General features: G+C 51.4%; 15 protein-coding genes. 1 reads left to right on the forward strand and 14 read right to left on the reverse strand.

Annotated features, from left to right (window positions below; translation table 11 throughout):
- Nucleotides 1-105: 105 nt before the first annotated feature.
- The 10 genes from NST84_RS22095 to NST84_RS22140 form a co-directional block, all read right to left on the reverse strand.
- Nucleotides 106-1,605 carry a glycoside hydrolase family 30 beta sandwich domain-containing protein gene (locus NST84_RS22095; protein WP_342562293.1) on the reverse strand — a complete coding sequence of 500 codons (1,500 nt, stop codon included), beginning with the start codon at nucleotides 1,603-1,605 and terminating at the stop codon, nucleotides 106-108.
- A 179-nt stretch (nucleotides 1,606-1,784) separates the two neighbouring features.
- Nucleotides 1,785-4,427 carry a glycoside hydrolase family 3 C-terminal domain-containing protein gene (locus NST84_RS22100; protein WP_342562294.1) on the reverse strand — a complete coding sequence of 881 codons (2,643 nt, stop codon included), beginning with the start codon at nucleotides 4,425-4,427 and terminating at the stop codon, nucleotides 1,785-1,787.
- Nucleotides 4,428-5,301: 874 nt separating this feature from the next.
- Nucleotides 5,302-6,354: a LacI family DNA-binding transcriptional regulator gene (locus tag NST84_RS22105; RefSeq protein WP_342562295.1), complete on the reverse strand. Its 1,053-nt coding sequence runs from the start codon at nucleotides 6,352-6,354 to the stop codon at nucleotides 5,302-5,304.
- Between the two features lie 187 nt (nucleotides 6,355-6,541).
- A complete protein-coding gene (locus NST84_RS22110; protein WP_342562296.1) occupies nucleotides 6,542-13,765 on the reverse strand; it encodes an S-layer homology domain-containing protein in 7,224 nt (2,407 codons plus the stop codon).
- Between the two features lie 19 nt (nucleotides 13,766-13,784).
- On the reverse strand, nucleotides 13,785-15,068 hold the full coding sequence (locus tag NST84_RS22115; protein WP_342562297.1) for a hypothetical protein: 1,284 nt from the start codon (nucleotides 15,066-15,068) through the stop codon (nucleotides 13,785-13,787).
- 124 nt (nucleotides 15,069-15,192) lie between these two features.
- Nucleotides 15,193-16,521 (reverse strand): extracellular solute-binding protein, encoded by a 1,329-nt coding sequence (locus NST84_RS22120; RefSeq protein WP_342562298.1) that lies wholly within the window; start codon nucleotides 16,519-16,521, stop codon nucleotides 15,193-15,195.
- A gap of 179 nt (nucleotides 16,522-16,700) precedes the next feature.
- On the reverse strand, nucleotides 16,701-17,873 hold the full coding sequence (locus tag NST84_RS22125; RefSeq protein ID WP_342562299.1) for a glycosidase: 1,173 nt from the start codon (nucleotides 17,871-17,873) through the stop codon (nucleotides 16,701-16,703).
- 33 nt (nucleotides 17,874-17,906) lie between these two features.
- Nucleotides 17,907-18,740, reverse strand: coding sequence for a carbohydrate ABC transporter permease (locus NST84_RS22130; RefSeq protein ID WP_342562300.1), 834 nt, complete (start codon nucleotides 18,738-18,740; stop codon nucleotides 17,907-17,909).
- Nucleotides 18,740-19,624 (reverse strand): sugar ABC transporter permease, encoded by an 885-nt coding sequence (locus NST84_RS22135; protein ID WP_068724945.1) that lies wholly within the window; start codon nucleotides 19,622-19,624, stop codon nucleotides 18,740-18,742. Before NST84_RS22135 ends, NST84_RS22130 begins: the two co-directional genes overlap by 1 nt.
- Before the next feature lie 243 nt (nucleotides 19,625-19,867).
- On the reverse strand, nucleotides 19,868-21,175 hold the full coding sequence (locus NST84_RS22140) for a hypothetical protein (protein ID WP_342562301.1): 1,308 nt from the start codon (nucleotides 21,173-21,175) through the stop codon (nucleotides 19,868-19,870).
- A gap of 847 nt (nucleotides 21,176-22,022) precedes the next feature.
- On the opposite strand from NST84_RS22140, the gene NST84_RS22145 reads away from it, so the two are divergent.
- The gene (locus NST84_RS22145) at nucleotides 22,023-22,514 is read left to right on the forward strand and encodes a hypothetical protein (RefSeq protein ID WP_342562302.1); all 492 of its coding nucleotides are present in this window, start codon (nucleotides 22,023-22,025) and stop codon (nucleotides 22,512-22,514) included.
- Nucleotides 22,515-22,658: 144 nt separating this feature from the next.
- Here the strand turns inward: NST84_RS22145 and NST84_RS22150 are convergent, their stop codons facing one another.
- From NST84_RS22150 to NST84_RS22165, 4 genes are all read right to left on the reverse strand, one after another.
- Nucleotides 22,659-23,018: a hypothetical protein gene (locus tag NST84_RS22150; protein WP_342562303.1), complete on the reverse strand. Its 360-nt coding sequence runs from the start codon at nucleotides 23,016-23,018 to the stop codon at nucleotides 22,659-22,661.
- 207 nt (nucleotides 23,019-23,225) lie between these two features.
- Nucleotides 23,226-23,966, reverse strand: a complete 741-nt coding sequence (locus NST84_RS22155; protein ID WP_342562304.1) for an SDR family NAD(P)-dependent oxidoreductase — start codon at nucleotides 23,964-23,966, stop codon at nucleotides 23,226-23,228.
- A 37-nt stretch (nucleotides 23,967-24,003) separates the two neighbouring features.
- Nucleotides 24,004-25,014, reverse strand: a complete 1,011-nt coding sequence (locus NST84_RS22160; RefSeq protein ID WP_342562305.1) for a hypothetical protein — start codon at nucleotides 25,012-25,014, stop codon at nucleotides 24,004-24,006.
- 205 nt (nucleotides 25,015-25,219) lie between these two features.
- A complete protein-coding gene (locus NST84_RS22165; protein ID WP_342562306.1) occupies nucleotides 25,220-26,218 on the reverse strand; it encodes an SHOCT domain-containing protein in 999 nt (332 codons plus the stop codon).
- Nucleotides 26,219-26,497: the final 279 nt, after the last annotated feature.

The following is a 26,497-nucleotide window of genomic DNA, read 5'->3' on the forward strand; positions in this document are numbered from 1 at the left end:
TTTCTTCTTGTTGGTGTTTATACTAGTTAGACCGGCACGAGGGTCATATGGTCACAAATAAATAAAAATCATGTGCATAATCGCACGCCTGGCTGTTGTTCCGTCCTATGACTGCCATTTAAATGTCACCGCCGAACGTGCTTGTAAAGTAAAGGAAAATGTACGCTCCGCCCACTCCACGCTGAACGTCCGGTCCTCATCCCCCGGATTAAGGGCGATCAGGACAATGGAACCGTCCGGATTGCGGTAGGCGACATTTTCGATCCCGCCGGCCTGCGGCGAGCCGATGCGGACCGCTCCGGGATCAGTGAAACGGCTGGCATGTCCCAGGGCATAATATTCTACATTCCGTGAATAGCCAGACTGCCATTGACCGTCTACGGTTACAACGCCTCGGCAATTTGAGCAGCCTCCGTTCGTTGGTCCGCCTTCAGCATCAAGCGCCAGGTTCCACAGCAGCACGCTCTTTGCCCAGTTGCGCGGCCCGCCAATGATCAGCTTCGACATCAGCCAGGTCAGGTTGTCGCCAAAATCCTCACTCCATGCGCCTCCGCTGCACTCCGTTACATAGATCTCTTTTTCGGGATGGGCTTCGTGCACCTTACTCATCACTTCCGGTGAGCCCGCATAACAATGATAGGCTGTTCCGTCGGTGTAGGCGTTCGCTTTTGCATCACCCAGTACGGTTTGCGTATAGCTCCCGGCGATGTCCCAGTTATGATCGAACGCCACAATTTTGGACGTAATGCCTTGCCTCTGCAACTCCGGTCCCAGATAATTCCCGATAAAAAGTGCCTGCTCTTCCGCACCCATGCTCATACTCGGATAGTCCGCTGTCGTGAATTCCGGCTCGTTCTGCACCGTCAGCGCATAGATCGGGATACCGAGTGCCTTATATTCCTGAATGTAGCGTGCCAGATACTGCGCATAAGCAGCATACACACGCGGCTCGGCATAGTTTAAATACCACCCGTTATGAATCTGCTCCCCGTATTTCATCCAGGGCGGAGCCGTCCAGGGTGTCCCCATTACCTTCACCGTTTCGTTCGTATCCACGATACGCTGCAGCAGCCCCGTCACATCCTTGTCTTTGGCAGTGGAGAACCGCTCTAGCCCGTAATCCTCTCCGGATTCCGTGTCATCATAGGTATAACTAGCCGGATTACCGTCTGCATCGACCGAGAAGTCGGAAGCGCCGACGGAGTGGCGGATAAAGCTCAGGCGTATCCCTTCGGGCGAGAACAAATCCTTCACCAGTGCATTGCGCTGATCATTAGACATCCGTTGATTGATTAAAAAAGCGGAGGAGCCGGTAACGGAAGCGCCGAAGCCGTCCATTGTCTGATATTCCTGATCCGGATTCACCTTAATCACGGGCAACCCGGACTGTGCCGTCTCACCCTCCGTGTCTGCCGAGTCCCGGAACAAGAACGGCTCCTGCGGAGCAAGCAGACTGGACTGATCTCCCGTTGTCACCCAGGCATTCACTTCTGACGGAGACGGCCGGGTCTGTTCCTGCTTGTAATTGTACAGTATCACTGCGGTCAAGGCCGTTAGTGCAGCGGCGGCTGCAGCCACCGCTAATAACAGTTTGCGTCTGAGCATATCAGGACCTCCTTAATATGATAAAAAAAAGAAGCCGGAGGCTTCACCCCCGGCCCGATCCATGAATCTGCATTATTATCCGTTACACAGCTGTGCTACCCGTCACACACTTGGCCAGCTATGCTTTTTCCTGCCCGGAAATTTCTGCTTCATCGTTCGATCTTTTTATTGAAATGAATTTATTTAATCGTCAGGCTCGTCTTCAGACGGATATCATCCGAAGCGCTGCCGACGTAAACCGGCACTTTGCCGGATGGCATTACCCATTTATCCGTTTTCTCATCCCAGTAAGACAGCGCTTTGGCATCCAGCTCGATCTGAACGCGCTGCTGCTTGCCGGGCTTCAGTTCAACCTTGGAAAAGCCGGCCAGCTGTTTCGGAGCAGTCGCAACCTTGGTCGGCAGCTGACCGACATACACCTGAACGACCTCGGTGCCGCTCACTTTACCGGTATTCCGCAGATTCAGCGACACCGTCATCTTGCGGTTAGCGCTATTACCGCTTACGTTGGCATGAACATTGCGGTAATCAAAGGTTGTATAGGACAAGCCATGGCCAAAAGCAAACGCCGGCTTGATTCCGGAATTCTCATAACCGCGGTAGCCGACCATAACACCTTCGCTGTACTCGCCCTTGCCGTTTATACCCGGGAATTGCGCAGCAGCCGATACCGGCGTGCTGTCTTCATTAACCGGGAACGTTACCGGCAGCTTACCGGACGGATTCACATCTCCGAACAGCACCCGCGCGATAGCGTCACCCTGCTCCTGCCCGGTGAACCAGGCCTGAACAATCGATTTGACCTTGTTCTGCCAGCCGTCCATCTCCACCGCTCTGCCGCTCATGGATACTACAACTGTATTCGGGTTGGCAGCAGCCACCTCGGAGATCAGGCGGTCCTGGTTATTCGGCAGATCCAGATCCGAACGGTCGTAGTAGCCTTCACTTTCATAGGTGCGGACGACAACAATGGCAACATCGGATTTTTTGGCCAGATTAACAGCTTCCTGCATCTTGGTGTCAACAGCACCTGCCGGCGGCTCCCAGCCGAGCCGGACGGTACCGCCGAAGTCAGTGGATGCACCTTCCTTGTAGTACGTCTTGTATTCAATTTTGATCTCATGACGTTCGCCCTTGGTCAGGGTTACAGCAGCCTTTTCTGTCTTCAGCGTGGTTCCGTCGCTGTCGATCAGCAGCTTGCCGTCCAGATAAAGCTTACCGGTGCCGACACTGGTCAGGCTAAGATTGTACTCCCCTGTCTTGGGAGCAGTCAAGTAACCGTTCCAGCGGGCGGACATCATGCTATTAAGATTGCCCGGCGTCTGCGGCAGCTTGGAGGACTGGCCGTTCAATCCGTCAAAGTTATAGAAACCCAGATTCAGATTGACCTGTCCGTCTGTCCGGGTAAGCGTAGGCTCACCTTCCATTTTGTTGTTAGGCCAGTATTCCCCGCTAAGACCGGTACCTTCACCGTCTCCTGCAGGAGTCAGAACAGAAGATGGGATCGCGGATGGACCGTTCACGATATCCCCGGTCCCCACAGGATCGGTACCCGGTGCGTAGCTGACTTTAACGCCGCTGCCGGCGCGGTCGCGGATGGCATCCAGCGGAGTGACTGTGTACGTCGGAGTAACCAGCGAGCTTCCCCCAACCGTAGTATAGTTATCTGCGTCCGGACCGATGACAGCAATGGACCTCAGCTTGTCCTCATTCAGCGGCAGCGCCTTGTTCTTATTCTGGAGCAGCACCAGGCTGTCCTCGGCAATATCCAGCGCGGCTTTACCGTGCTCTTCAGCCGGGATCTGGACATTAACCGGCTTGCTGTCAAACAGGCCTTTGTCGAACATCTGTGTCAGCGTTCTTCCGGCCATCAGATCGAGCTGGTCTTCGCTGACCTCTCCGTTTTGAACCGCTGTCAGCAGCTGGCCTCCCCACTTGCCGTAAGGCTCACCGGGTGTTTCAAGATCAAGCCCCGCCAGTGCCGATTTGGTCGTGCTGAGATTGGCGCCATAGTCACTCATAACAAAGCCGTTAAAGTTCAGCTTGTCTCTCAGGACTTCAGTCAGCATATATTCGCTTTCACAAGCAGGTGTGCCGTTGATTTTATTGAACGAGCACATTACGGAGGAAAGGCCGGCATCCTTGATCGCTGCCGCAAACGGTCTGGAGTAGATCTCCATAATCGCCCGTTCACTGGCTACGGAATCAACGGTGAACCGGTCTGTCTCCTGGTTGTTTAGCAGGTAATGCTTGGCTGTTGCCATAACCGGATGGCTCTGTACTGCATTTACATAAGCTACGCCAAGCTTGGACTGGAGCAGCGGGTCCTCACCGAGCGACTCAAAGTTACGCGAGCCCCATGGCAGCCGGGCGATGTCGAGTCCGGGCCCCAGCAGCACGTTATGCGTTGTATTGAACGCTTCTTCTCCGACCAGATCGCCGTAAAGGGCTGCTGCCTTGGTATCCCAGGTTGCTGCAAGGGCAATCGGTGCCGGGAACGCGGTAGATTTCTTGTTCTGTATATCAGGGTTAGCAATGCGTACGCCTGTCGGCCCATCGGCCATCGTCAATGCGGGTATACCCAGCCGCTCCAGTGAATCGTTATAAAAGCCGTAGTAATTGTTCACATTTCCTGTGACAAAATCAACCTTTTCCTCAGTTGTCATTTGCTGCAGCAGCAGCTCCGTACGGTCTTCCGGCGAACGCGAGGCGTCCATCCATGGTCTTGCAGAGTACGCTCCGGCCATCTGCAAAGGTGCGAGTATGGATAGGCTCAGCGCTGCGGCGGCTATCACCGCATGAAACTTTAACGATACTTTCATGTTCTGTGGTCCCTCCTGGATGTCTCTGTCTAATGGCCCGTCCGCACATTCCAGTCTGTCAAACTGCTTGGCAGTCCTTGATCTGCGGCAATTCGCGTAATGCATTCGCCTCCTTACGTCTCTAAATTGCTGGAATATGTATGGGCTTCTAGCCTGTATGCGCTGATTAATTTTCAGCAGCGTAGGCAGCGTTTGAATTGCCGGGTCTAACAATAGCGCAGTTTTTCGCGTTGCGCATCCGTCATTTTCTGGTAGCGGACAGCCGTCCGTACCCTGTTTCACTGAAAATCACCTGAAAATTTCCTGAAAGTTAGCTGAAAATCAGCGAAATCTAGGACTATATTCCCTTGCATTATCGTAACCTAATTGTAACCTTTTTGTAACTTTTGAGACTGAAGTCTGATAAAAATAGGCCCGCTTAAAATACCCAACACAGGGTTATTCAGGGTATCGAGCATGAAATTACCGCAGCGTTATCCAGTTATTTACACAAGATTGCTATAGCCGCTGCTGCTGAGGCTGAAACTAAGTGGAAAAAAGCCATCTAATTCTCCGTCAAACCCTGCCGCTCGGAATCTAATTGGAAAAACGACACTTAATTTCAGCGAAAATAGCTCCAGAACGATAAAACGTGGGAAATAGATGCTCTTTTTCCACCTAATCGCCGCAGAAGCCGGGGATCACCAAATTTAAGTAGCAAAAATCCAACTAAACCTCAAAGGCTCTTTCCCTCAGCCAGTGATATCTTGTATTATGCCGCTCGCAAGCCTCCCCGCCCGGATAAAACAATGCAAAAAAAAAACGGCGTTCCGGTTCGGAACAGCCGTTTCTAACATTCTTTTCTTACATTAAAATGTATTCAAGCTAATTTCGTTTACTCCCGGGGAGATGCCTTCATCACGGAAGCACGCTGAATCAGCTGCGTCGACAGCAGGACATGCTCCGGCGTAATCTCTGGATTCTCGATTCTGCGCAGCAGCACCTGGACTGCCCGGATGCCGATATCCGCCTTAGGGACACGGACGGTGGTCAGCTTGGGCTGCATCATTTCACACAGCGTCAAATCATCAAAGCCCACCACCGATACATCATCGGGACAGCGCAGGCCAAGACGATCCATCACATTCAGCACCTCAAAAGCAGTCAGATCATTCGCACAGAACAGGGAAGTGAGCGGCTGGCTGCCGGTAAGCTCCTTCTCCAGACTTTCCGGCAGGTCGGAGGATACGTACATCCCGGTTCCGCTGACGCCGATTCCCGGAATAACAGCCCCCTCGGCAGGCTCTGCCTGTTTTCGCGCAAAGTCTTCAATGGCCTCATGAAAACCGCGGTGTCTCTCCCGGAAGCTCCATGAGGTGTTTTTGTCGCCGACAAACCCAAGCCGCCGGTGGCCATTTTCCAATAAATGCGTGGTAGCCCGATAAGCCCCCAGATAGTTATTGGCCAGAATATGATCGATCGTCGGGTCCATCAGATTGGCATCCAGCATGACGAACGGGAAATGATTGAACTTCAGAAGCTCTATGTAGCTTTCCGGCAGATGCCCCATAACAATGGCCCCGTCTACTTTTTTCTCCAGAATGCTTGTCGGCAGTGCTTCCTTGGAGGTAATGGTCAGATCAATGCTGGAGAGGATCATGCTGAACTTATGCTGATTAAGCTCGGATTCAATCCCCTGGAGCACCTTGCCCCAGTATTCAATATCATCCAGATAAGCACGGGGCATCAGCACCGCGATATTGCCGGTCTGGGCCGCAGAAAATTTCATCCGGGCCAGCTTGACGCGGTAGCCCATCTCCTCTGCCTTTTTCCAGATGTTCTCTTTTGTCAAATCGTTAACGCTGGGATCATTGGATAGCGCTTTGGATACCAGAGCTTTGGAAACGTTCAGTTCGTCGGCAATTACCTGCAACGTAACTTTTTTCATATGAAGCATATCCCACTTTCCGGAGAGTTATTAGTTTCGTTAGCTTAAAGTTATTCTGTTATGTATAGCATAGCGCTTTATTAAACAAATTTCAACAATTACTGAACTAAATATTAATTTTTAATAAAAATATAAAACAGAGCAGATGCCAGCAGGCATCCGCTCTGAAATAAACCGTTTTTCTTAATTATTGCTTCATTAATAGGTAGATAAGCTGCCCACTTTCCGCGCGGGAAGCATTCGCCTTGGGCAGGAAAGAACCGCTGGTATTTCCGGTTACTATTCCTGCAGCAGTCAGCCGGGCAACCGCTTGTGTTGCCCATCCGGAAATGACCGCACTGTCTTTGTAAGGAACAGCTGAAGGGATGTCTGTTCCAACGGCCGAATCGTTCTGCTGCATGGCCCGTTCTGCCATCACAGCCATTTCCTCTCTGGAGATCAAAGCATCCGGGGCAAATAGGCCGCTGCTTCGCCCCTGCACAATTCCGCGTTCAACGGCAGCCGCTAGATAAGGAGCATACCAGGAATCGGCGGAGACATCCGCGAAGCCGGAAGACGATTGCCCCGTCCAGCCATAGGCTCTGGCCAACATCGCTACAAATTCAGCCCGGGTCACAGCACGCTGAGGACTAAACAGCAACTCTCCAGTCCCGTTTACTACATGCTTGGCGCTTAAGGCCGTTATAGCCTGGTAAGCCCAATGCGCAGCAGATACATCGCTGTAGGATTTACGGTATTCGAGTACAGCATATTTGCTGAAATGCTGCAAATCTGCCGTGATGCCTGTGGCTACGGCACGGCCGCCGGTGTACTCCGCAACACCATTCTCATTGATGTAGTAAATACCCAGTAACTCAGGGTTCACATTATTTCCTATTGGAAGCTCTACTTGAACCGGCTGATTAAACTGGCTCAGACTGTGTCTGCCGCCATCCGCTGCTTGAACCGTCAGACTGAAGTCATACATCAGCCCGGTCGGGTTCAGCTGTACACCGTTGACCGGTGTAAGCGCCGGAATAGCTGAGCTGTCTATAGACAATGTAATGGACGCACCAGCCCGATCCTTTTGCTCCAGCATTTGTGTTAGCTGGTTGAGCACAGCCTGAGACAGCATAAGCTTCACGCCAGGCGTTACAATCTGCACGGCTCTGCCGTCAAGCAGTTCTGCCAGCTCTGCCGGCAATACTGCTCCCTGATCGCTGCCCTCAATAACAATCGGTGCTGTCCCGTTCCCGGCCGCAGCTATCCTGCGGATTAGTTCCTCCAGGCTATGGGACAGTAGCCCTGTAGTTGGCGCCGCACTGGCAGAAGGCGATGCTGTTGGAGCTGTGCCGGTTCCTCCCGGCAGTGCAGGCTGCTCCGGCGACGGCGAAGCGGTCGCCGTTGCCTCCGGTGTTGGTGTTGCTTCCGGCGCCGGCGTTACCTCCGGAGTAGCTGTCGCTCCTGGTGTTTCAGTTCCTTCCGGTGTTGGTGTTGCCGGTGGTGCCGGTGTTACTCCAGGTGTCACGGTTTCCTCTGGCGCCGGTGTTGCTTCCGGTGTTGGCGTTGGCGTCGGCGCCACTGTCGTTGTCGGCGTAGGCTCCGTTCCGCCCGGCAGATCACCGGTGCGGACCAGCTCGGTATCCTCAACAGCGAGCCAGTTGCCGCCGAGATCCTTGGAGTGGAAGCCGGCCACTACCTTGCCGTCCTTCACTTCGATGCCCGGAATCCTCACATAGGACCAGGTACCGGTGCCTGTCGGAATCGCAGCCTTCAGCGTTTCACCGCCTGCTGCGGCAGTCATTTCCACAACCTGCTGTCCGCCCTTGGATTTGGTCCAGGCCCGCAGCTCATAAATACCTGCCGGAAGATCCGCCGCCTCCTGGGAGGTGGTTACTTCATAGGCACCGGCATTCCAGTGCACAAGACGGTAAGTACCGGTCCGGACATCTGTTGCTTCCAGCTTGACTGTGCCGTCAGAAACCTCTGCACCCGCCGCATCCTTATGCGTCCATTGCTGCGGAAGGAGCGGCCAGGCTGCGGCATCAATTACTTCATCATAGCTTGGATTCAGCAGATAATTATGCAGCGCAGGCTGTGTACCGTCTTCGGTATACGGATTGTTTGCTACATCCACCTCAACTGTGTGGTTGTCAGTCTGCACGGCTGTGCCATTGTACAGCTCGATTGAGGCTGTAATCTCACGCGTCCCGTTCGCCAGCTTCGAAGTTGAGTAAGACCATGTGCCGTCGCTTTTTACAGAGGCATAAAATACCTGCTTACCGGCATGAATGGAAATATACTCTGCTCCTGCTGCACTACCATGGATCGTATACGGCAGGCTAGTAATTGCCTTATCCGTTTTATCTATCGTTACATTACCGCTCTGCAGCCGGCTGGTGAAATCCGCACCATTAATATCATCAATGTACATCGTACCCGATGAGGCAACAGATTCAGCAGATGCTCCAAGATAGAAGGACACCGTCGAAATATTATGTCTGGTATCTGGACGGGCCGTCTGGTCACTGCTGTACCAGCTTGGGAAGCGGAAGTCATCAAAAGGAACATACATGATCCGCGGCTCCGTCCCTTTCACAATCGCCCTGGTCTCCCAGAACTTTCCGCCGGCATCGGAGAACTGGATCGCCAGCTCATTGTTCGAGCCGTCCGGCTGGAGCCAGAAGCTGAAGCCGTCATAGCCTTCAAGGTTGAGGAAGTCAGGGCTGAAGCTGCCGCCCGCATAACCCGGACCGGAGAAATTATAATCAATTTTCAGGCCATAGCTGCCTTCCGATTTATGACCGGCATCAAGCGAAACCTCGAAGGCGCCTCCTCCGGTATTGCGGGCAAAAGCCTTTTGCAGCAAGGCGTTGTAACCGCCATAGCCTTCGAAATTGTCCAGCTTGGCCGCATTGGCGAACCGGATGTCATCCACCGTTACCGAACCGGCCGCAGGGGAACCGTCTGCCCGCTCAATAATCATTGAGAAATGAACGATGTCACTCCAGTCTGCTTCACCCTGTCCCGCACTGCGTCTGATTTCGACTGTTCTGCCTTCCGTACCGCTAACCGGCACTTCGGCATCCCATATCTTGCCGTCCTGTGCAGTCAGCCGGAAAATAAGCTTGGCCGCTGAGCCGTCGCCCTTTACCCAGGCATGCAGGGCATCAAATGCTGACAGATCAGCATGCTCTAATGCTCTTCCTGCCCCTACAGAGCCATACTGCCCGAAGTCATAGGACAATTTGACGCCATAGCTTCCGTCATTTTTATTGGCTGTATCCAGCGAGAGCGCAAGTGCCCCTGCCCCCGGCAGAGCCGAGTAGCGGGCGGCAATATTGCTGTCCAGACCGTAATCATATTCCCCGTCCTCCATAACATTTACCGGAGGCTTGTCGGTCAGCGGGATACTGTTCGTACCGTAGCCGATTTCCGCCAGCGCGATGCCCGGCGTCTCTGCACCACTGGAGGCCGGATAGACGGCCTTGATATAACGTGTTGAAGCCGGAACAGCAAAGTCGGTGTAGATTACTTTTTTCCAGTCATCAGAAACCGGGCTTTCACTGACTGCAGGCGATACTGCGGTATAAGTCTCACCATCTATAGATGCATAGAAGCCCAGACGGTCTCCCGTATTTGCATAGGTAGTGAACCGGTAAGCATTCACATCACCGCTTACTCCATATACAACCGAGCCTTCACCGGTGCCGCTCTTGACCAGCACAGCCTTATTCTCCGTATAAGCTGAGCCTTCCTTCAGTGTCAGGCTGCCTGACTTCACCGGAGCACTATCGAATGTGCTGTCCACGACAAAGCCGTTCTTTTGCAGCACCGGCAGTGCTTTATAGCCGCTTCCGTCATAGTGATACGTCAGCTGCAACTTATCGAGCTGAACCGTATTGCTGCCGGGAATACGGAATTTAACAAACCGGATACCGGCCGGCAGCTGATCTGCCGTGTAGCTGCCTCCGGACAAGGAAGGCTGGATTTCCTTATAGGTAACGCCATCCTCCGAAATGAACCAGCCGATGCTTCCGCTGCCTGCGGCCAAAAGACTGATGCTGTTCAGCGGCACAGGGGAGCCGTACACCAGAAAGCCCGGTGCTGCAGTAGAGACATAAGCTTTGTAACCGATCCCCAGCTCATTGCCGTCCGGCGAGCTGGTCAATACATTGGAGGAGCTGTCATACGTGTATACCTTGCGTTTCTCTGTATCGTTATAGAGCAGGCTTAGCTCATCCGTGATCACATGCTGCGCAGAGGTTGTCACAATATTGGACCATTCCGATACCCCTGACTCGTTCACGCCGCGGACCCGGTATGAATAATTAACTCCACTGAGCGCCTGCTCATCGTGGAAGGCTGGCGTACCCGCCCGGCCGCCGTCCGAGAAATTACTGGTTACCGTGGTCCAGTTCCGGCCGTCCTCAGAGCGCTGCACCTCATATCCTGAAGCCCCTACTGATCCTTGCCAGCGGATATCCGCGACCGAAGTAACCGGGAACAGGACCGGCGGATTGGCCGGAGCCGGAATGGCCGGCACAGCCGAAGTCTTGCCTTTATCGTTTTCCTTCATATAATAGGCGTATTTATATACTGTACGGATAATGGCAGTTTCACTGTAGTAATCACCGGAGGAAAAGCCCGGCCAGTGATAGGAGGCCCAGTTGCCCGGGTTCTCATCATGCCAGAAAAACCCGCCGTCTTCCTTGTGCGGACGCAGCGACCAGATCATAATGCCGCTGCTGCCATTCTGCAGCGCCGCATTAAACAGCGCCTCTACCGGAGCCTGTGTCGTATACAGGCCGAATTCACCAAGAATGTACGGCTTCCTGCCCTTGGCCATCTCCCGGTCGGCATTGATTTTATCAATGAAGTTGCCGGTATAGAAATGGTTGCCGACGATGTCGATATTGGCATCAGTCAGCGAATCCGCATGCACGGCGAACCGTCCATCCAGCAGCAGCTGTGAAGGCTGCTCCTCTTCCTTAATATAACGGGCGATTTCGGTTGTCCAGGACTGCGGGAATTTCTCCTGGTTGTAGCCCCCGAGCTCATTGCCCGTTTCCCAGGCGAGTATCGCCTTGTCTTCCTTGTAAGGCACACCTGTGATGGTATTGACCCGGTTCATCATATAATGAATGACCTGCTTGAAATCCGAAATGACCAGCGGATCGGTGTAGAACTTCCAGGCATCCTCGTCACTGGCCGCTTCGCCGCTGATCGTGCCAGGATAACGGAAGTTCACATAGCTTTCGATGCCGCCTTCCCACTGCCATTGATCCACAAATGGAATGATCAGCCGCACACCGTACTGGTTAGCCAGTGCCAGCAGATTATCCAGCTTGCGGAACCCGGCTTCATTGAACTGCATTACACCATTCTCATCCGGCCCCAGCACCAGCGCATAGCTGGCATTCGCATTATCATACCGTTTGACCGGAGGAATGTAGGTACGGGTCACCTGGCCGCCCATCTCAGAGAGCGTCCGGATCGCATCCTCCTGGGAGAATTCCGGATCACGCATGCCGCCCGGATAGTTCATCGAAGCGAACCGGAAGAGCTGATCGCCGTCCATGAGCTGGTCTCCATCTACCGTAACAAAATGCTCAAATACTGAATCCTGCATACCGGCCGCGCCAACCCTGACCGGCTCACTCTGCACCGGACTGCCGAATTTACCCGAAGCATCGACCGGCGTCACTTCGAATTTGATATAGGCCTTGCTGTGCGAACGCTGCAGCACCAGCTCTTTGGCTGCTGCACCGTCAATCGGCAGATACAGGCCGTCTTCCGTGCTGCTGAGCAGCCAGCGGTAAACCGAGCTTCCCTCCGGGGAACCGGAGGCACTGCTGTATTGATAGCTGCCGGTCAGCTTCCTGCCGATCTCCGGCGTTCCATCGATTACAGGCTGGCCCGCCGTGATGCCTTCATCTTTTCCGAGAATGGCAGCGAGCTTATCCGCCAGCTTCACATGGGCGCTCTCATTCGGATGGGTGCCGTCGATATAATCTGCATCCGAGAGCCAGCCGGTTGTGTCAATATAATGTACCTTGCTGTCGCCGGCTGCCTGACGGGCAGTTACAGCAGCCTGGGTTTCTGCTGCATACACTCCGTTGAACAGGCGCTGCGCGTAAAGCTCAGCATTCGGGTACTTGCTGCGGATTCCGGCCAGAAACTCCGTGTAAGCCGACTGATACATATCTGAGGGCACATTGAAGCTTTTATCATTTGTCCCCACATTGATGACGACCATGTCCGGCTCCGGGCCGGAGAAGTCATACGCTGTATCGTCGCCGGAATCGGCATTTTTCAGCTTAAAAAACTGCTTGCTGAGCCCTGCCTTATTGGCAATATAGCTGCCGCCGGACCACTGGTCCACCAGCCCCATACCGGACTGGGCAATCTGTGTATGCTCGTAGCCAAGCTTCTCCGCCGCCAGCCAGCCATAATCGGACAGAGCCAGCTTGGGCAGCAGGTAGCCTGCAATAATGGAAGCGCCCGTGAATTCAATCGTCTTGGCTCCCACTGGCGGAGCATCTACGGAAGCGCCTTCATCAATGATCAGCCCTTTGAATACCAGAGACTGATCCGTGTAAGGAGTAGCTACCATAAGCGTATGTGTCCCCGGAGACAAAGGAACCGGCGTCAGGTCGACCGTACCGTTTACACCCGTATAGCGGTGCTCCACCCCGTCAATGATCGCGTAGAAGCTTACATTGGAACCGGCATTCAGCTTGACCGTTGTTCCGGTAAAGTTCACCTTGAAATACGTACCTCCCCAGGAGGTTGAATAAGCAGAGGCATCACGGGTATCCCACCGCCCGAAATAACGGATGTTCGGATCATCCGGCAATATATTGGCCATTTCAGACTCTCCAGTCTTTACTTTTTCCAGTACTACTTCATCAAAGTATACTGTACCCGTAGCTTTCAGCACAACCCGGATTGATGTATGATTAGCACTGTTAAAAGAAGTCTGGTACAACTTCCAGTCCCCGCTGGCGTCCGTCGCCGTCAGATCCTGTATGGCCGTGTTGGAGCTGTCCGCCGAGGCCACCCGGTATTGCAGGATGGCTGCTGCATTCTCCGTTTTGGCATAAAAGCTTAAACGGTAGTCCGTACCCGCCTCTACTGCAAGCGGGAGCTGCCGCACATAAGGGTAGCTGCTGTCCCCCTGAATCTTCAGCGAATAGCTTCCGCGCTGGTACACATCGCCCGATACGGTGGTTCTGGTTTCACTTCCCGACTCCCATGGGGCAAGCTTTCCGCTCTCGAAGTCTCCGTTTACAATCAGATTGCTGACATCAGCCCCCGCAGCCTGCACACGGTTATCCTGCAATGGCACTACCAGACTGGCCAGCATAGAGACAATCATCAGCATGGTTATCCCACGCTGAATGAATGTTCTGCCCGAACGATGATTCATAGTCCGCCTCCTCCTTCTATTAAAAAGCCTCCGACTCTATTACATTCGAATATGGCCCTTCCGCCCCGCTCACGCTCAGCGCTTTTATACGGTAATAGGCTTTCGCCGTTTTGACCCTGACCGGGTCCAGCCAGCCCCCGCCGTCATTGGACGGACTCTGCTCAATCAATGTTGTCCACGGTCCCTCCGGACCCTCTGTTGCCTTTTCCAGCGTATAATACGCTCCTCCGGCAACACCCCTGAAGCAGATTCTGCCTTCCGTTGCGTTCAGCAGCACGGGTGCGTCACTAACCTCCGTCTCCGGGGCCTCTTCTCCCCTCATCCGGTACGCATGAGCGCGCAGCGACTGAACACGGTCCAGATGCCCGGCATTATATCCGCTGCCCGGGTAGTGTAGCGTAAAGCCGTCATAATGCTGGACATAACCGCCGTGATCATCATGGCCGAACAGTGACCAGAAGCAGGTACCGGATACAGCTGTATTGCGCTCTCCCTCGTCCAGAAAAGCCTGCAGCTCCCCGTAGGACCAGCCATATTCGCCTGCGATAAACACTTTATCCGCACCGTTTACCTGCGCCGCATCCGCCGCCAGCTCCCCGCCATCCGCCGGATAATAATGCACATCCATAATATCCAGCTCCGGAATGTCCAGTTTGTCTGAATCCACCTCGAACTGCTTGCCGTGACTGATAAGATGGTTAGGATCAAGCCCCTTAATAAAGCGGCAGATGTCCCTCACCCACTCTGCAGGCGCATGATTCAGCTCATTCCCGAGCTCCCAGGCCATAATGGCCGGGTCATCCTTGTAGACCACACCGCTAATCATATTGGTCCGGTTCAGCACCTGCCCGATGTACCATTTGTAATCCGAGATCACCTCAGCATCAGTGTAAAAAGCGTTCTCGTCGTCAATGCCCCGCCACCCGGTAAACGTGGACTTGCCGCCATGATAATAACTCCAGTTGCAGACGAACGGGATAATCACCCGGAGCCCGCGCTTAGCAATTTCATTGAGTGCAAAATCTACTTTGACAAAAGCCTCCTCATTCAGCTCCCGCAGCCGCGGCATCAATGATTTCGGATGGCCTGCAGATACGCCGAGTGTGTGCGACCTCAGGGCATTCGCCCCCATCATCACCGCCGTATCCAAGGCATTGGTCACCCTGAACGGGGTAGGCCAGTCAATGCCGCCGACATTCTCATCCAGCCCCAGCCAATAAATGTTGGGTCCGGCGAACCGGTACAGCTCCTCTCCAATAAAAAGCCTGCTTCCCTTCCTTCTGACAAAATTAGTTTCTCCCATCGCTGCTCATTCCTTATCTCTGTAAATTAGTTGTGTTCTATAGCTGCCTTGATAGACCTGCGGCGGATTAGCCTGATGGTCAATCCGCCGCAGCAATCATGTTATTTATTCCCGGCCAGCCTGCTTACTTCGCTACATCCTTCTTGGCCTTAGCCCAGGCTTTGTTGTATTTGTCCAGGACGCTCTGCGGATCTTTGGCGAGCACAAATTCCTGTACCATAGCTTCCTTGGTGATCTGGGCTTTGTTTACAACATCGGTAACCTGAGGATCATCCGCTACGGCTTCCAGCGTAACAGGGTTGAAGCTGTTGAATTCCTGCAGCTGCGGAACGGCTGGTTCCTTATCCTTGATTACAGGAATGAAGCCGCCGAACTCATCGAACCCGGACTCTTCAAGCATCCACTTTACAAAAGCCTTGGCTGTTGCCAGATGCTTGCTGTCCTTGTTGACCCCGTAAGCCCAGTCAGGCGCCAGCGTTACGTTAACTTTGCCGGAGTTGTCATACGGGAGCGGGAAGAAGCCGACATTGTCAGAGGTTGTTCCGCTGGAAGCTACCTGCGGAATGGCCCAGTTGCCAATCATAAACATGGCGAATTTGCCGCTGGCTACATCCTTTTTGGACTGCTCCCAGTTGGTAGAGTTCACATCCGGCTCCAGGTAGCCCTTCTCATACATGGTGCGGAGGATACTCATCCCCTGACCGTAGGCGTTGTCCATCTGGAACGGCTCATCGCTGTTGATACGCTCGTTGTTCAGATTGGCGTTGCCGGCAATGCTCGTCGGGATTTCAGAGGCCCACGGATACAGAGGCCACTGATCCTTGAAGTTGGAGGCCAGCGGCACAACCCCGTTCGCCTTCAGTTTCCCGCTGGCAGCGTAGAATTCATCCAGTGTCTTAGGCAGCTCGGTGATTCCGGCATCGGCGAAGGCTTTTTTGTTATAGACAATGCCCGTTGTTGTTGCGCCGACAGAAATGCCGTACAGCTTGCCTTCATAGGACTTGAAATCCTTAAAATAGATCTTATCGGTCAACCCCAGATCGTCCAGCGGGGCAAAATAATTCGGCAGATCGGAGTTTGGAATCGTCGGAATCAGCACCACATCGGGGAAATCTCCGGAGGACATGCGGATCTTGGTGGTTTTGTCCAGATCGGTGATCGCTTCGAACTGAATCTCGGCATTCGGATATTTCTCTTTAAAGCGTTTCGCGTAATCATCGTATTCCTTGCCAATCATGTCCGTCCGGTTGGTCAGGAACGTAATGGTTCCGCTGATATCCTGGTTAGCGGCTTCATCCCCGGAAGCATTAGAGGCTGCCGGAGCCTCACTCGCAGGCGCCGTATTGCCGCCGGTATTGCCTGCCGTATTGCCGGCATTGTTATTATTGCCGCAGGCAGCAAGCAGAACAGAGGCCATAATCATACTTACAAGAGCGGTAGAACTTTTTTTCATTTTAAATCCCCCTTGAATGATGTTATCGCTTACAATTCGAATATTAACATTATTTAATTTTATATTCAACAGTTTATTTTAAATATATTAAACAATTATAAATTAATTATAATTTTGTTTCAAAGGCAACAGCCGCACCGCCATCCTGCAGCAGCCGCGGCTGTCCTCTAATAAGATCTCTACCGCAAATTACGCTCAATCAGCGCAGAGCGCTGTTGCACACAAGCATGGGAACGCATGGCGTCTTCAGGGGTGTTTCGGACGTAATCCACCAGCCGGTCAACTGTAGTCGTTGCCACATGACAGCGCGTATCCGAGGAAGCATAATACAGGAACAATTCCCCGCTCTCAGTGGCAACCATTCCGTTGCTGAACACGACATTGGACACATCCCCGATGCGTTCCTCTCCTTCCGGAGCCAGCAGATGCCCGCCAGGGCGGTATGTCTGCACCCAAGGCTTGTCCAGGTCTGTCATAAAAGCGTACAGGACATAACGCAGTCCGGCAGCCGTATTGCGTACGCCGTGGGCAACATGCAGCCAGCCGTCCGCTGTTTTGATCGGAGCCGGTCCCTGCCCGTTCTTCACTTCCTTAATCGTGTGGTAGGCCCGCTCATCCACAATAATCTCCTCATCCACTACCGCAGGATTCATCGATTCCGCCAGTCCCCAGCCGATTCCGCCCCCGGAGCCTGTATCGATAAAGCCGTCCTGCGGACGGGTATAGAAGGCATATTTGCCGCCTACGAATTCCGGATGCAGCACAACATTGCGCTGCTGTGCTGACTTGGTCTGCAGATCCGGCAGCCGTTCCCAGGTTTTCAGATCCGTGGTGCGCACAATCCCGCACTGCGCAACCGCGCTCGACAGATCGCCTGCAGGTGCGGCCGGATCCTTGCGTTCCGTGCAGAATAGCCCGTAGATGAACCCGTCCTCATGCTTGACCAGCCGCATATCATAGACATTCACATCCGGATCAGACGTTTCCGGCAGCTGGACCGGGTAATCCCAGAAAGTAAACCCGTCTACGCCGTTGTCACTCTCAGCCACCGCAAAAAATGACTTCCGGTCCGCCCCCTCCACCCGGGCAACAAGATAAAACTTCCCGTCCAGATGGATCGCGCCCGGATTGAACACACAATTCACGCCCAGACGCTCCATAAAATACGGATTAGTCTCCGGATTCAGATCATAACGCCAGGACAGCGGGATATGGCGGCTGGTCAGCACCGGCTGCTCATAGCGTTCATAAATACCGTTTTCCGAGAACAGCGGCTCATTTTTCCGTAGGGTAACCTCCTCATAGCGTGCTTTCACCTGTTCAAAACGCTCCTCAAAAATAGACATATTCATCTGCTTAGTCCCCTTTCAAAAGTTTCAAAATGTTTATCCCTTAACCGCCCCGTTTGTTACACCGGCAAAGATGAAGCGCTGCAGGAACAGGTACAGCAGGACCGTCGGGATCATGATGATCAGAATCGTGGCACAAATATAGCTCCACTGGGCCTGATTGTTGCTGGCAAACCGCATAATGGAGGTCGAGACCATCACCAGCTTTTGCTTAGGCATATAAAGGAAAGGAATGTAGAGCTCGTTGTAAATATTGATCGTCTTCAGAATAACCAGCGTTACCGTAGCCGGACTGAGCAGCGGGAAAATAATAGACAGATAAATCCGGAACAGGCTTGCCCCGTCAATCATCGCGCTCTCATCAAGCTCCTCGGGAATATTGCGGATGAACTGTAAGTAGATCGTAATTTGCAGCACGTCCGCTCCGACAAACAGCAGAATCGGCGCAAACAGCGTGTTGAACACACCAAGCGACTGGATCAGCGAGAAGATAACCACCTGGGTTGTAATGGTCGGAATGATGCTGGCAAACAGGAACAGCCCGAGAATCAATCCTTTTCCTTTAAAAGCAACCCGGGCCAGCGCGTAAGAGACCATGGTGCCGAAGATGATATTTCCCAGCAGGGCCACCGCAATAACCAGAAACGTGTTGCCGAACGCCTGCAGAATATTGGCCTGGTCGATGACAATCCGGAAATTCTCAAAGTTTAAAAAGCTGGCAGGCAGCGCAAACGGGCTGGAGCTCTCATCCGGTCCCTTGAAGGCGTTGAGCACGACCACATACGGCGGGAACAGCACAACCAGGCTGGCAATGCCCAGCAGTACGTATTTGAGCCATTGCACGGGATCGGTTTTTCTGTTCGTTATCATCAGGCATCCCCCTTGCGTTTTAGCGCGAAATTCTGTGCCAGCAGGATCACTACGGTCAGAATCAGCAGCACAATGCTCATGGCCGAGGCCAGGCCGTAATTATTGAAGGTGAACGCCGTCTCCGTCGTCTTCAGCAGGAAGGTCTCACTGGAGCCGACAGGCCCGCCTTTGGTCAGTACAAACGGCAGATCGAACACCGCCAGGGCACCGCTTAAGGTCAGGAACATATTCAGCTGGATAACCTGGGTCAGGCTCGGCAGCGTCAGATACCACAGGGACTGGAACCGGTTTGCGCCGTCGATGGTAGCAGCTTCGTACATATCACCGGGAATCGACTGCAGCGCGCCGAGATAAATGATCATCGTATAGCCCATGTACCTCCAGAAGCTGACCGAGGCTAGTGAAAAGTTAACGAGCGAGGTGTCTCCGAGCCAGCTGTGCTGCAGGGAAGACAGGCCGGCCATGCCGAGCAGCGCATTCAGGGAACCGTTATTGGTGTCAAACACATACTGGAACATAAAAGCGACCGCCACACCGTTCATAATATAAGGAACGAACAGCAGCACCCGGAACAGATTGCGTCCCTTAATCCGCGAATTCAGAATAACGGCGAACAGGATCGCCACGATATTCTGCAGCACCCCGCCGAGCACATAAGGGATCTGGTGAATAAACACCCCGAACAAATCCGGATTGGTGAAGACCTCCCTGTAGTTGTCCAGCCCAAGGAAATTAACCGTCTTGCTGATCCCGTCCCAGTCCGTAAAGCTGAGGTATAGCAGCCTGACCGCCGGATAATAAGTAAACAGCCCCAGCAAGCCAAGCGGAACAAACAGAAAAGTGATTAATATAAGAATCCGTTGTCTGTTATAAGAGCTCCCCATCTGCCGCACCATCCTTCCCGTTGTTCAATATCCAAAAGCCCATGTCCAATCCCCCTGGTTCAATTGTTATCGCTTACAGTAGGATTTTATCATGTTGAATTTATTTCTTCAACTATTAATTAAACTTTATTCAAAAATATTAAAAACTTTTAAACAATGTTTGTTTCAACATCCTTTAATTTCCTGCAGAAACACAAAAAAAGCATCTGCTCCTTAACGGAATAGATGCTTCTAATCTGTACATTAGTTTGCGGAATGGCCCGTAATCAGCTTACCCTCCTGGTCATATCTGCGAATATGGGTTACCAGCTCCTCAAGGTTCACCCAGGCTATTCCTGCTTTTTGATCGGCGGCACCATACGACATGATTAATTCGCCGTCCATGACAATCCCCCCGGTCGTGAACAGGCACGGCGTCGGGTAATCGGCAGGCATCTCCCATTCTCTTTCAGCGTACATAAGCCTGTCCGGACAACGGTGGCGCAGCACCGGAAAATCCTCCTCCTGCTCTTCCACGATCATGAAGGATTGCGTATAGCCGAATTCCACATTCTTTTTCCCGTGATACGGCACCAGCCATTCCCGCTCCCCAATCTGAACAGGCGGCCAGCTCGCCCCTACCCGGTGTTCTTCCCAGTCAAAGATTGGAGAAGCAAGCAGGCGGTGCTCCGCTTCAGGTGAGGCAAAATCATAAATGTGATCAGCCGCAGCCAGGTAAATCGAAGGCTTCTGCACCCGCTCCCCTTCCGGGAACGGCAGAACATTCATCGGCCTATGCAGCATTACATATTTGGATTCGCCGCCGATGCTCATTTTGTCCGGAAACAGAAACACATCGCGGTTATCGCTGACCTGCCCCTCCGTTAACGGACCGATATATTGAAAAGCCTCCTCATAGCTTCCGCTCTTCAGCTTGTCCAAGTCCAGCTTATACAGCACAGTTACAGTATCATTAGAGCGGGCTGTCCGGATAAAAGGGTCCTCATCGTCTGCATCGGCTATCCAGTCCGGCACATACTCATAACGCGTCTCCACCGGCGGGTCCTGGTCACTAAGCCAGTACGGCCCCGGAGGAAAAATCCGGCAGGCAACGGTTACATAAAGCTCCCCCTCAACCGGAAAAATCCGCGGGTCCTCAATGCAGCCGTTCGCATAATTCCGGACCCTGTTTCCTTTCATATCGGTAGTGTACAACTCATGTTCTTCATAGCCTAACGCCGGTGCGAGGGCGGGTCTGCTAAAATCGGCATCCCAGGTCTCGCCGCGGTCACTGCTTTTGGCATAACCCAGAAAAATCGGATACGGATCATGACAGCCTGCTCTCTTCTTCTGCGGCCACGGGCCTGTGGCCCGGAACAGCATATGGATATCGTCCGAATCGGGGTCTTTGACAATCGCCGGATTCAGCACCATTTTGTCCGCCCAGGCACAGCCGGGAACCGGCTCCAGGACAGGGTGATCGAGATAACGGAATTGCGGATTCATAACTTCCTCCTTAATAAAGCTGAGAATCGCCTTCATGCTGAGCGCTTCACTTTTCGTGCTTCGCACTCACGAACTCACTTTATCACAGAGTAAACAAACCTTCAATTATTTTCAACAAAATAATTAAACAATTTTACATCATAGTTAAACTTAATTGAAACATTCAATGTTATCACTTACAAACTCACGGAATGTCCTCGGTGCCCGCCCGGTCAGCTGCCGCTGTTATTGAACTAACGTTTCCCGTTAGTTGAATAAGCACGCTTTAATTTATTGCACAATATCTTCGTACTGTGTAATAACTGCATTAACGGTAATGTGTTTTGTTCTCTACTTTTTTTGGCTCATCTAGATAACCCATAAAATGGTACAATAAACTAAAAGGTGGGCCATGCGCGTAATACGCTGGAACATAAATAATAGAAGACAAACTTTTTTTAAGGAGGTAACATGAAATACTTCACTCGAATTTTGTTTTTTGTCTCCCTGGTAGTGTTCATAACCTATTTTTTTGATGCTGCCGTTGAATACAATAAAGTGTTTCTTTATATCAACATGTTTGGATTTACTGGTTCCTTTATAACAAGTTTTTTTGGTGAAAGAAGTATAATGAACTCTTCAATAAGATGGATCTCGGCTGCTTTTGTAATTTTTCCTTTAGCCTACGTTTTTATTTTTTCTTTCCTGTGGTCATCAGCAAATAGACCTTAAACAACCGATATCCCTCACCGCTTTTTTTGCATTTCGAATTTTGCTCACATATATTCAATCTTTTCAAGACTTGAATTCATTTAAAATCGAGTTAGAATTAAAAAAATCAGTGTGTAGAGATATTGGTATAGTTTTTACCAAAAATACATGTCGCATGATACGTCTGCCATCTGAAATTTTAATTTTCGGAGGGTATAATAATATGTACAGGGAAGACAGACTGCCTCAAAGTCCAAAAGAAAGCTTGCTATTTATGTTGATTGTTTCAATTATTTCAGTCAACACGATTGCTCCAATTATCACGGGGCTGCAACTCGGGTTTAGTAAAGATACTTACTTAGAAACCCTAAAGGTTATTCCGATTATGTGGATTATCGTCATTTTATTAGTAAGATTTGTTGCGGAGCCATTAGTTGGTAGAGTGATGCCAAAGTTAGTAGGACAAACAGATGGATTTAATGCCAGAGTGTTATTAAATACTTTATTAAATGTTACCGTCTTATCTATTCTGCTTACAATTATCGGAACTTGGGTTGGTACAAAACATATAAGCCTTGAACCTTTTCAGAACTTTTTTTACAGTTGGTTTAGGAACTTTGGTGTAGCATTTTGGATTGAGTTGTTAATTGCACAGCCCATTGCAAGATTTGCAATGAAAAAATTACATTCAAAACAACAATCTTTCGGCTTTTAATTTTCATACAAACTCCACAACTCATTTAAGTTCATAAGAAAACCTCCCTTTAGAAACTATTAAATCTAGTTTGCTTCTAGAGAGAGGTTTTAATCTGCCTGCTGTATTCAACTAACGTTTCCCGTTAGCGTAACGATGTAACGATTACCTATTTAAGTCTAACGATGTTCCCCAAGAGGTTTTAATTGATGGTTTGGTCTGTAAAGCCAGAGGCAGTACGAAATTTTCTTCATCAAACTCTATAGTCAGACATTCATAGTTAACTTCTCGCTTTATATGAATCGTGCTGATATTTTCTAAGTAGTATTTGCTTATTTCTTCAGTTTTAAAATAAATTCTTAACTGGCCACTTCGGCTCGCTTCTTCAAACTCGAATACAGCCTTTATATTATTCCTAACTATCTGAAATGATACTGTTGTATATTGCCATGGAATACCGTCATCATTAAACTTTGCATCACATTCAAATAGGTATTCTAATTCATACAGTTCAGGAGTTTTCATTGCTGGCCCCCCACAATCAATCTTCTTTATGTTCACTCAATAATACCACATATTGGAACAAACCTGCCCTTTACCTCAACAAAGACAACCGATCGATAAGACCGGCTGCCTACTTGTTTTATTTCCAGCTAACGTTATCTGTTGAAGTCTTAGTCTTGTCTGATTCCGATTCTGGTAAGGCTTAAATGATGAAATTCGCTCCTGCATTTACCAGGGCAGTGTCTCCCCGGCATAATCAATCAGCGCAAGCCCTTCGCCCGCATAGCCCGGATCAAGCCGCTGCTCTACAAGCTTCAGGATACTCCCGGCCGACTCGTCCGGTGTCAGCTTGCCCGCTGTATCCAGCTTGCCCTGCATATAAGTCTGGACATGACCGGGATGAATGACCATCACCTTGCCGCCTTTAGGGGCGATCTGATTGTGGATCAGCTGGGACTGCATATTAAGTGCAGACTTGGACATGCAATAAGCATACCATGCGTTCCGCCAGCAGCTGCCGATGCTGCCTGCTTCGGAGGAAATGTTGACGATGAGCTTGCTCCCGCTTTTTAATATGGGCCGGATCAGCCCGTTAGACATTCTCAGCGCCCCCAGCGCATTCACACGGAACACCTGATCCATTTCCTCAAAATCCAGCTCATCCTCAATCGTCGCCTGCATGTCACCGAGAATAGCTCCGTTATTGATCAGAATGTCCAGCCGGTCCGTGACCGCTGCCACCGCTTTCAGCGCCTTGCCGACACTGTCCGCATCGCTGATATCAAGCGGGATACGCTTTAGCCGACCCCCACTTGACTCCTCCAGCTGCCCCAGCTCACTTCCGGCTCCGGCGTTTCCAGTCCCTGCATATTGTCCGGCAAATACATGATAGCCATGTCCCAGCAATCCCTTAACCAGGCTGAGCCCGACTCCACGGTCTGCTCCTGTAACGAATGCCCACTGTATCATTAGCTATTTCCCCTTATGTTCATATGCTCCATGATCCTTATATAAAAGGACGCCGGGCCAGCACTTTGTTCAGCACACGGTCCGCCTGTACCTGCTCCATCAGTACGGACTGCACTATGGCCAGGGCGCACACGCTGCCGCATAAGGTATGAAGGTCTTCATACACCTCATCCGCCGGTCCTTCCGCACGCGCGGCAATAAACTCCAGCAGATGTCCGCCTATGGCCTGAACCATTTCCTTAAGCTCCTCTGCCCTGTGGCTGGTCTGCTCCATTACGCTCACTACCAGGTAAAGCACATCCAGCTCCACAAAAGAGAATTCACCCGCAGAAAGCGGAATCTGGCCGGATTGGAACAAGCTTAGGCAGGTATCTGCCAGCTGCTGCGGGTAACGGAGCCTGTGCTTGCGGTAATCCTGATTGAACAGGTAATGAAAGGATCCAGCCAGATGATGGAACAACGGCGCTCCGCCGTCAGCAGCGCTATCCCCGCGGCCCGTTATTGCTCCCTGCCGCCACAGTCCAGTCTCAGGATCAGCCTCATTCCAGAGCCAGTCAAAATACCAGTCCTCCCACTCTTTATCCGCTTCTTCGGCCAGCACCAGCGCAGCGTAGACTCCCGCGCCTTTGGTTGACTCGCCCCACGGCTGATGCTTCCAGTCCAGCTCGTCCAGAAAGGCAGCCAGCTCCGGGCGTTCCTTTAGAGTGTGTAGCGCTTTCAACGGTTGTAGCGGCTTGGCATCCAGCAGCTCCAGCGCCGAGACGGCGAACGCCGTGCTGTGAATCGCATGATGTCCCGCTCCAGGGAACAGCCCGTCCTCTTCCCGCTGAAAGCTCTGCAGCGTCCGGGTCAGCCCCTCATGCTCTGCGCTTCCCGGATCCGGCAGCTCCCCGAGCGTGTACAGCAGAATCGCTGCATCTGCTGTTCCATACAGCTCTGCCTCGTGCGGCGGGTCGGCCAGCATCCGCCGGTAACCGCCCGTCTGCCCTGTACGGTGGGCTTCAATGGTGCGGAGCACCTTTTGGATAAACGGCTCTATATTAATCATGTTTCGTAATGCCTCCTTCTCAAGCTTCATCTATTCTATTTTAGATGATTGGATCAGAGGCAGACATAATCTAATGGCCGTTGTTTATGGCATAATGACAGATCGTGCGGCGCTAACCAGACAAAAAACCTTGATTTCTCAAGGTTTTTGACCGTACCCTATTTAAGCACCACCGTGCAAAGGCACCTATGCACCCAGTAAACAGCTACACACTAAGCAGTTTTGACTTCTGTGCATCAAACTCATCTTGTGTAATGACTCCGGCATCCAAAAGCTGCTTAAACTTGATTAATTCATCTGCAACACTGAACGACTCACCCGCTGTTGCGGAGGCTGACCGTGGCAGCTCTGTTGTTTCATCTTGCTCAACGTAATCACTAAACGGTTCAATATCTTGTTCCTCTACCACTTCGGCGGTGATATCAATAATCTCCCGTTTAACGTTCTCATAATCCTGAGTAAATTCTTCATCCGAATAGCCGTCCGCTGTATCCATTAGTGCTTGTCTCAGACGGTTCCCCATCGGCTTCATTGATGCATAGGTGAGACCTCCAGAGATAACACCTCCAAGCACGGGGATTGCTTTCGATAGACCTTGGGCAAACGTCTTTTTGGTGAGGCTCACGCCGATAAACGCAGCAATTTTTTTAATAATCGGATAGTAAATTGTCTTGGTAAGTGCCTGCTGCGGAAGCTTTTTAAGCATTTGCTGAGACAGCTTCGCCGAAAGAATCTTCAACGCCGAAGCTGATCCTCCGACACCAAACATGACACCCAAAAATAAAGTAAGCTCACCCTTTACCCGTTCAATATCGATCTTCTGATTGTGCCACATATCCTTATGCCCAAACAGATAAGCCAGTTCCTGTGCCAAACGCAGCGCTACACCGAAAAACTGCAATGTGTCTGCAGGAATTGTCGCAGCCATCGCCAATCCTCCGGGAAGTCCTGCTGCAAAAGAAGCACCTGAGCTTTGCAGCGTACGCTTTTCAATATGCGATTTCGCTATTTTATTGAGAATATCCAGGGAAATTCCTGCTTCAACAGGGCCTTTATCAATTGCTTCATTCAACTGGGTGATGCTTACCTTATCGGCTAAGGCGTGTGCCAGGAACTCTTTGCGGTTCACTTTGACACCAGGAATTTTGAGAGCATTCACTAATACCAGTTCAAAAGAGTTATTCGTTAAATTTTGATTATCCAATGCTGCTTCCCCCTAATGTTTTAAAAAATAACAAGCTAGTATTCGACAAGAAAGGAGGATATTCCTTCCAGTCAGGTTATGCAGATGATTCTCCCCCATTCACTGTAACTAGTATACCTAATATAAATGCCACAGGTTGTCAGCGAACATAGGTTTGGTATACATTTTTTAATTCAAAATGCATGGCCTTTGCCCGGTTCGCTCAAACAGCCGATAGACCTAAAAAGAGGTGCAGTTCAAACGGATAATTCCCGCATGAACTGCACCTCTTAATATAGA

The sequence above is a fragment of the Paenibacillus sp. FSL R7-0345 genome (assembly GCF_038595055.1).
Lineage (GTDB): Bacteria > Bacillota > Bacilli > Paenibacillales > Paenibacillaceae > Paenibacillus_AQ.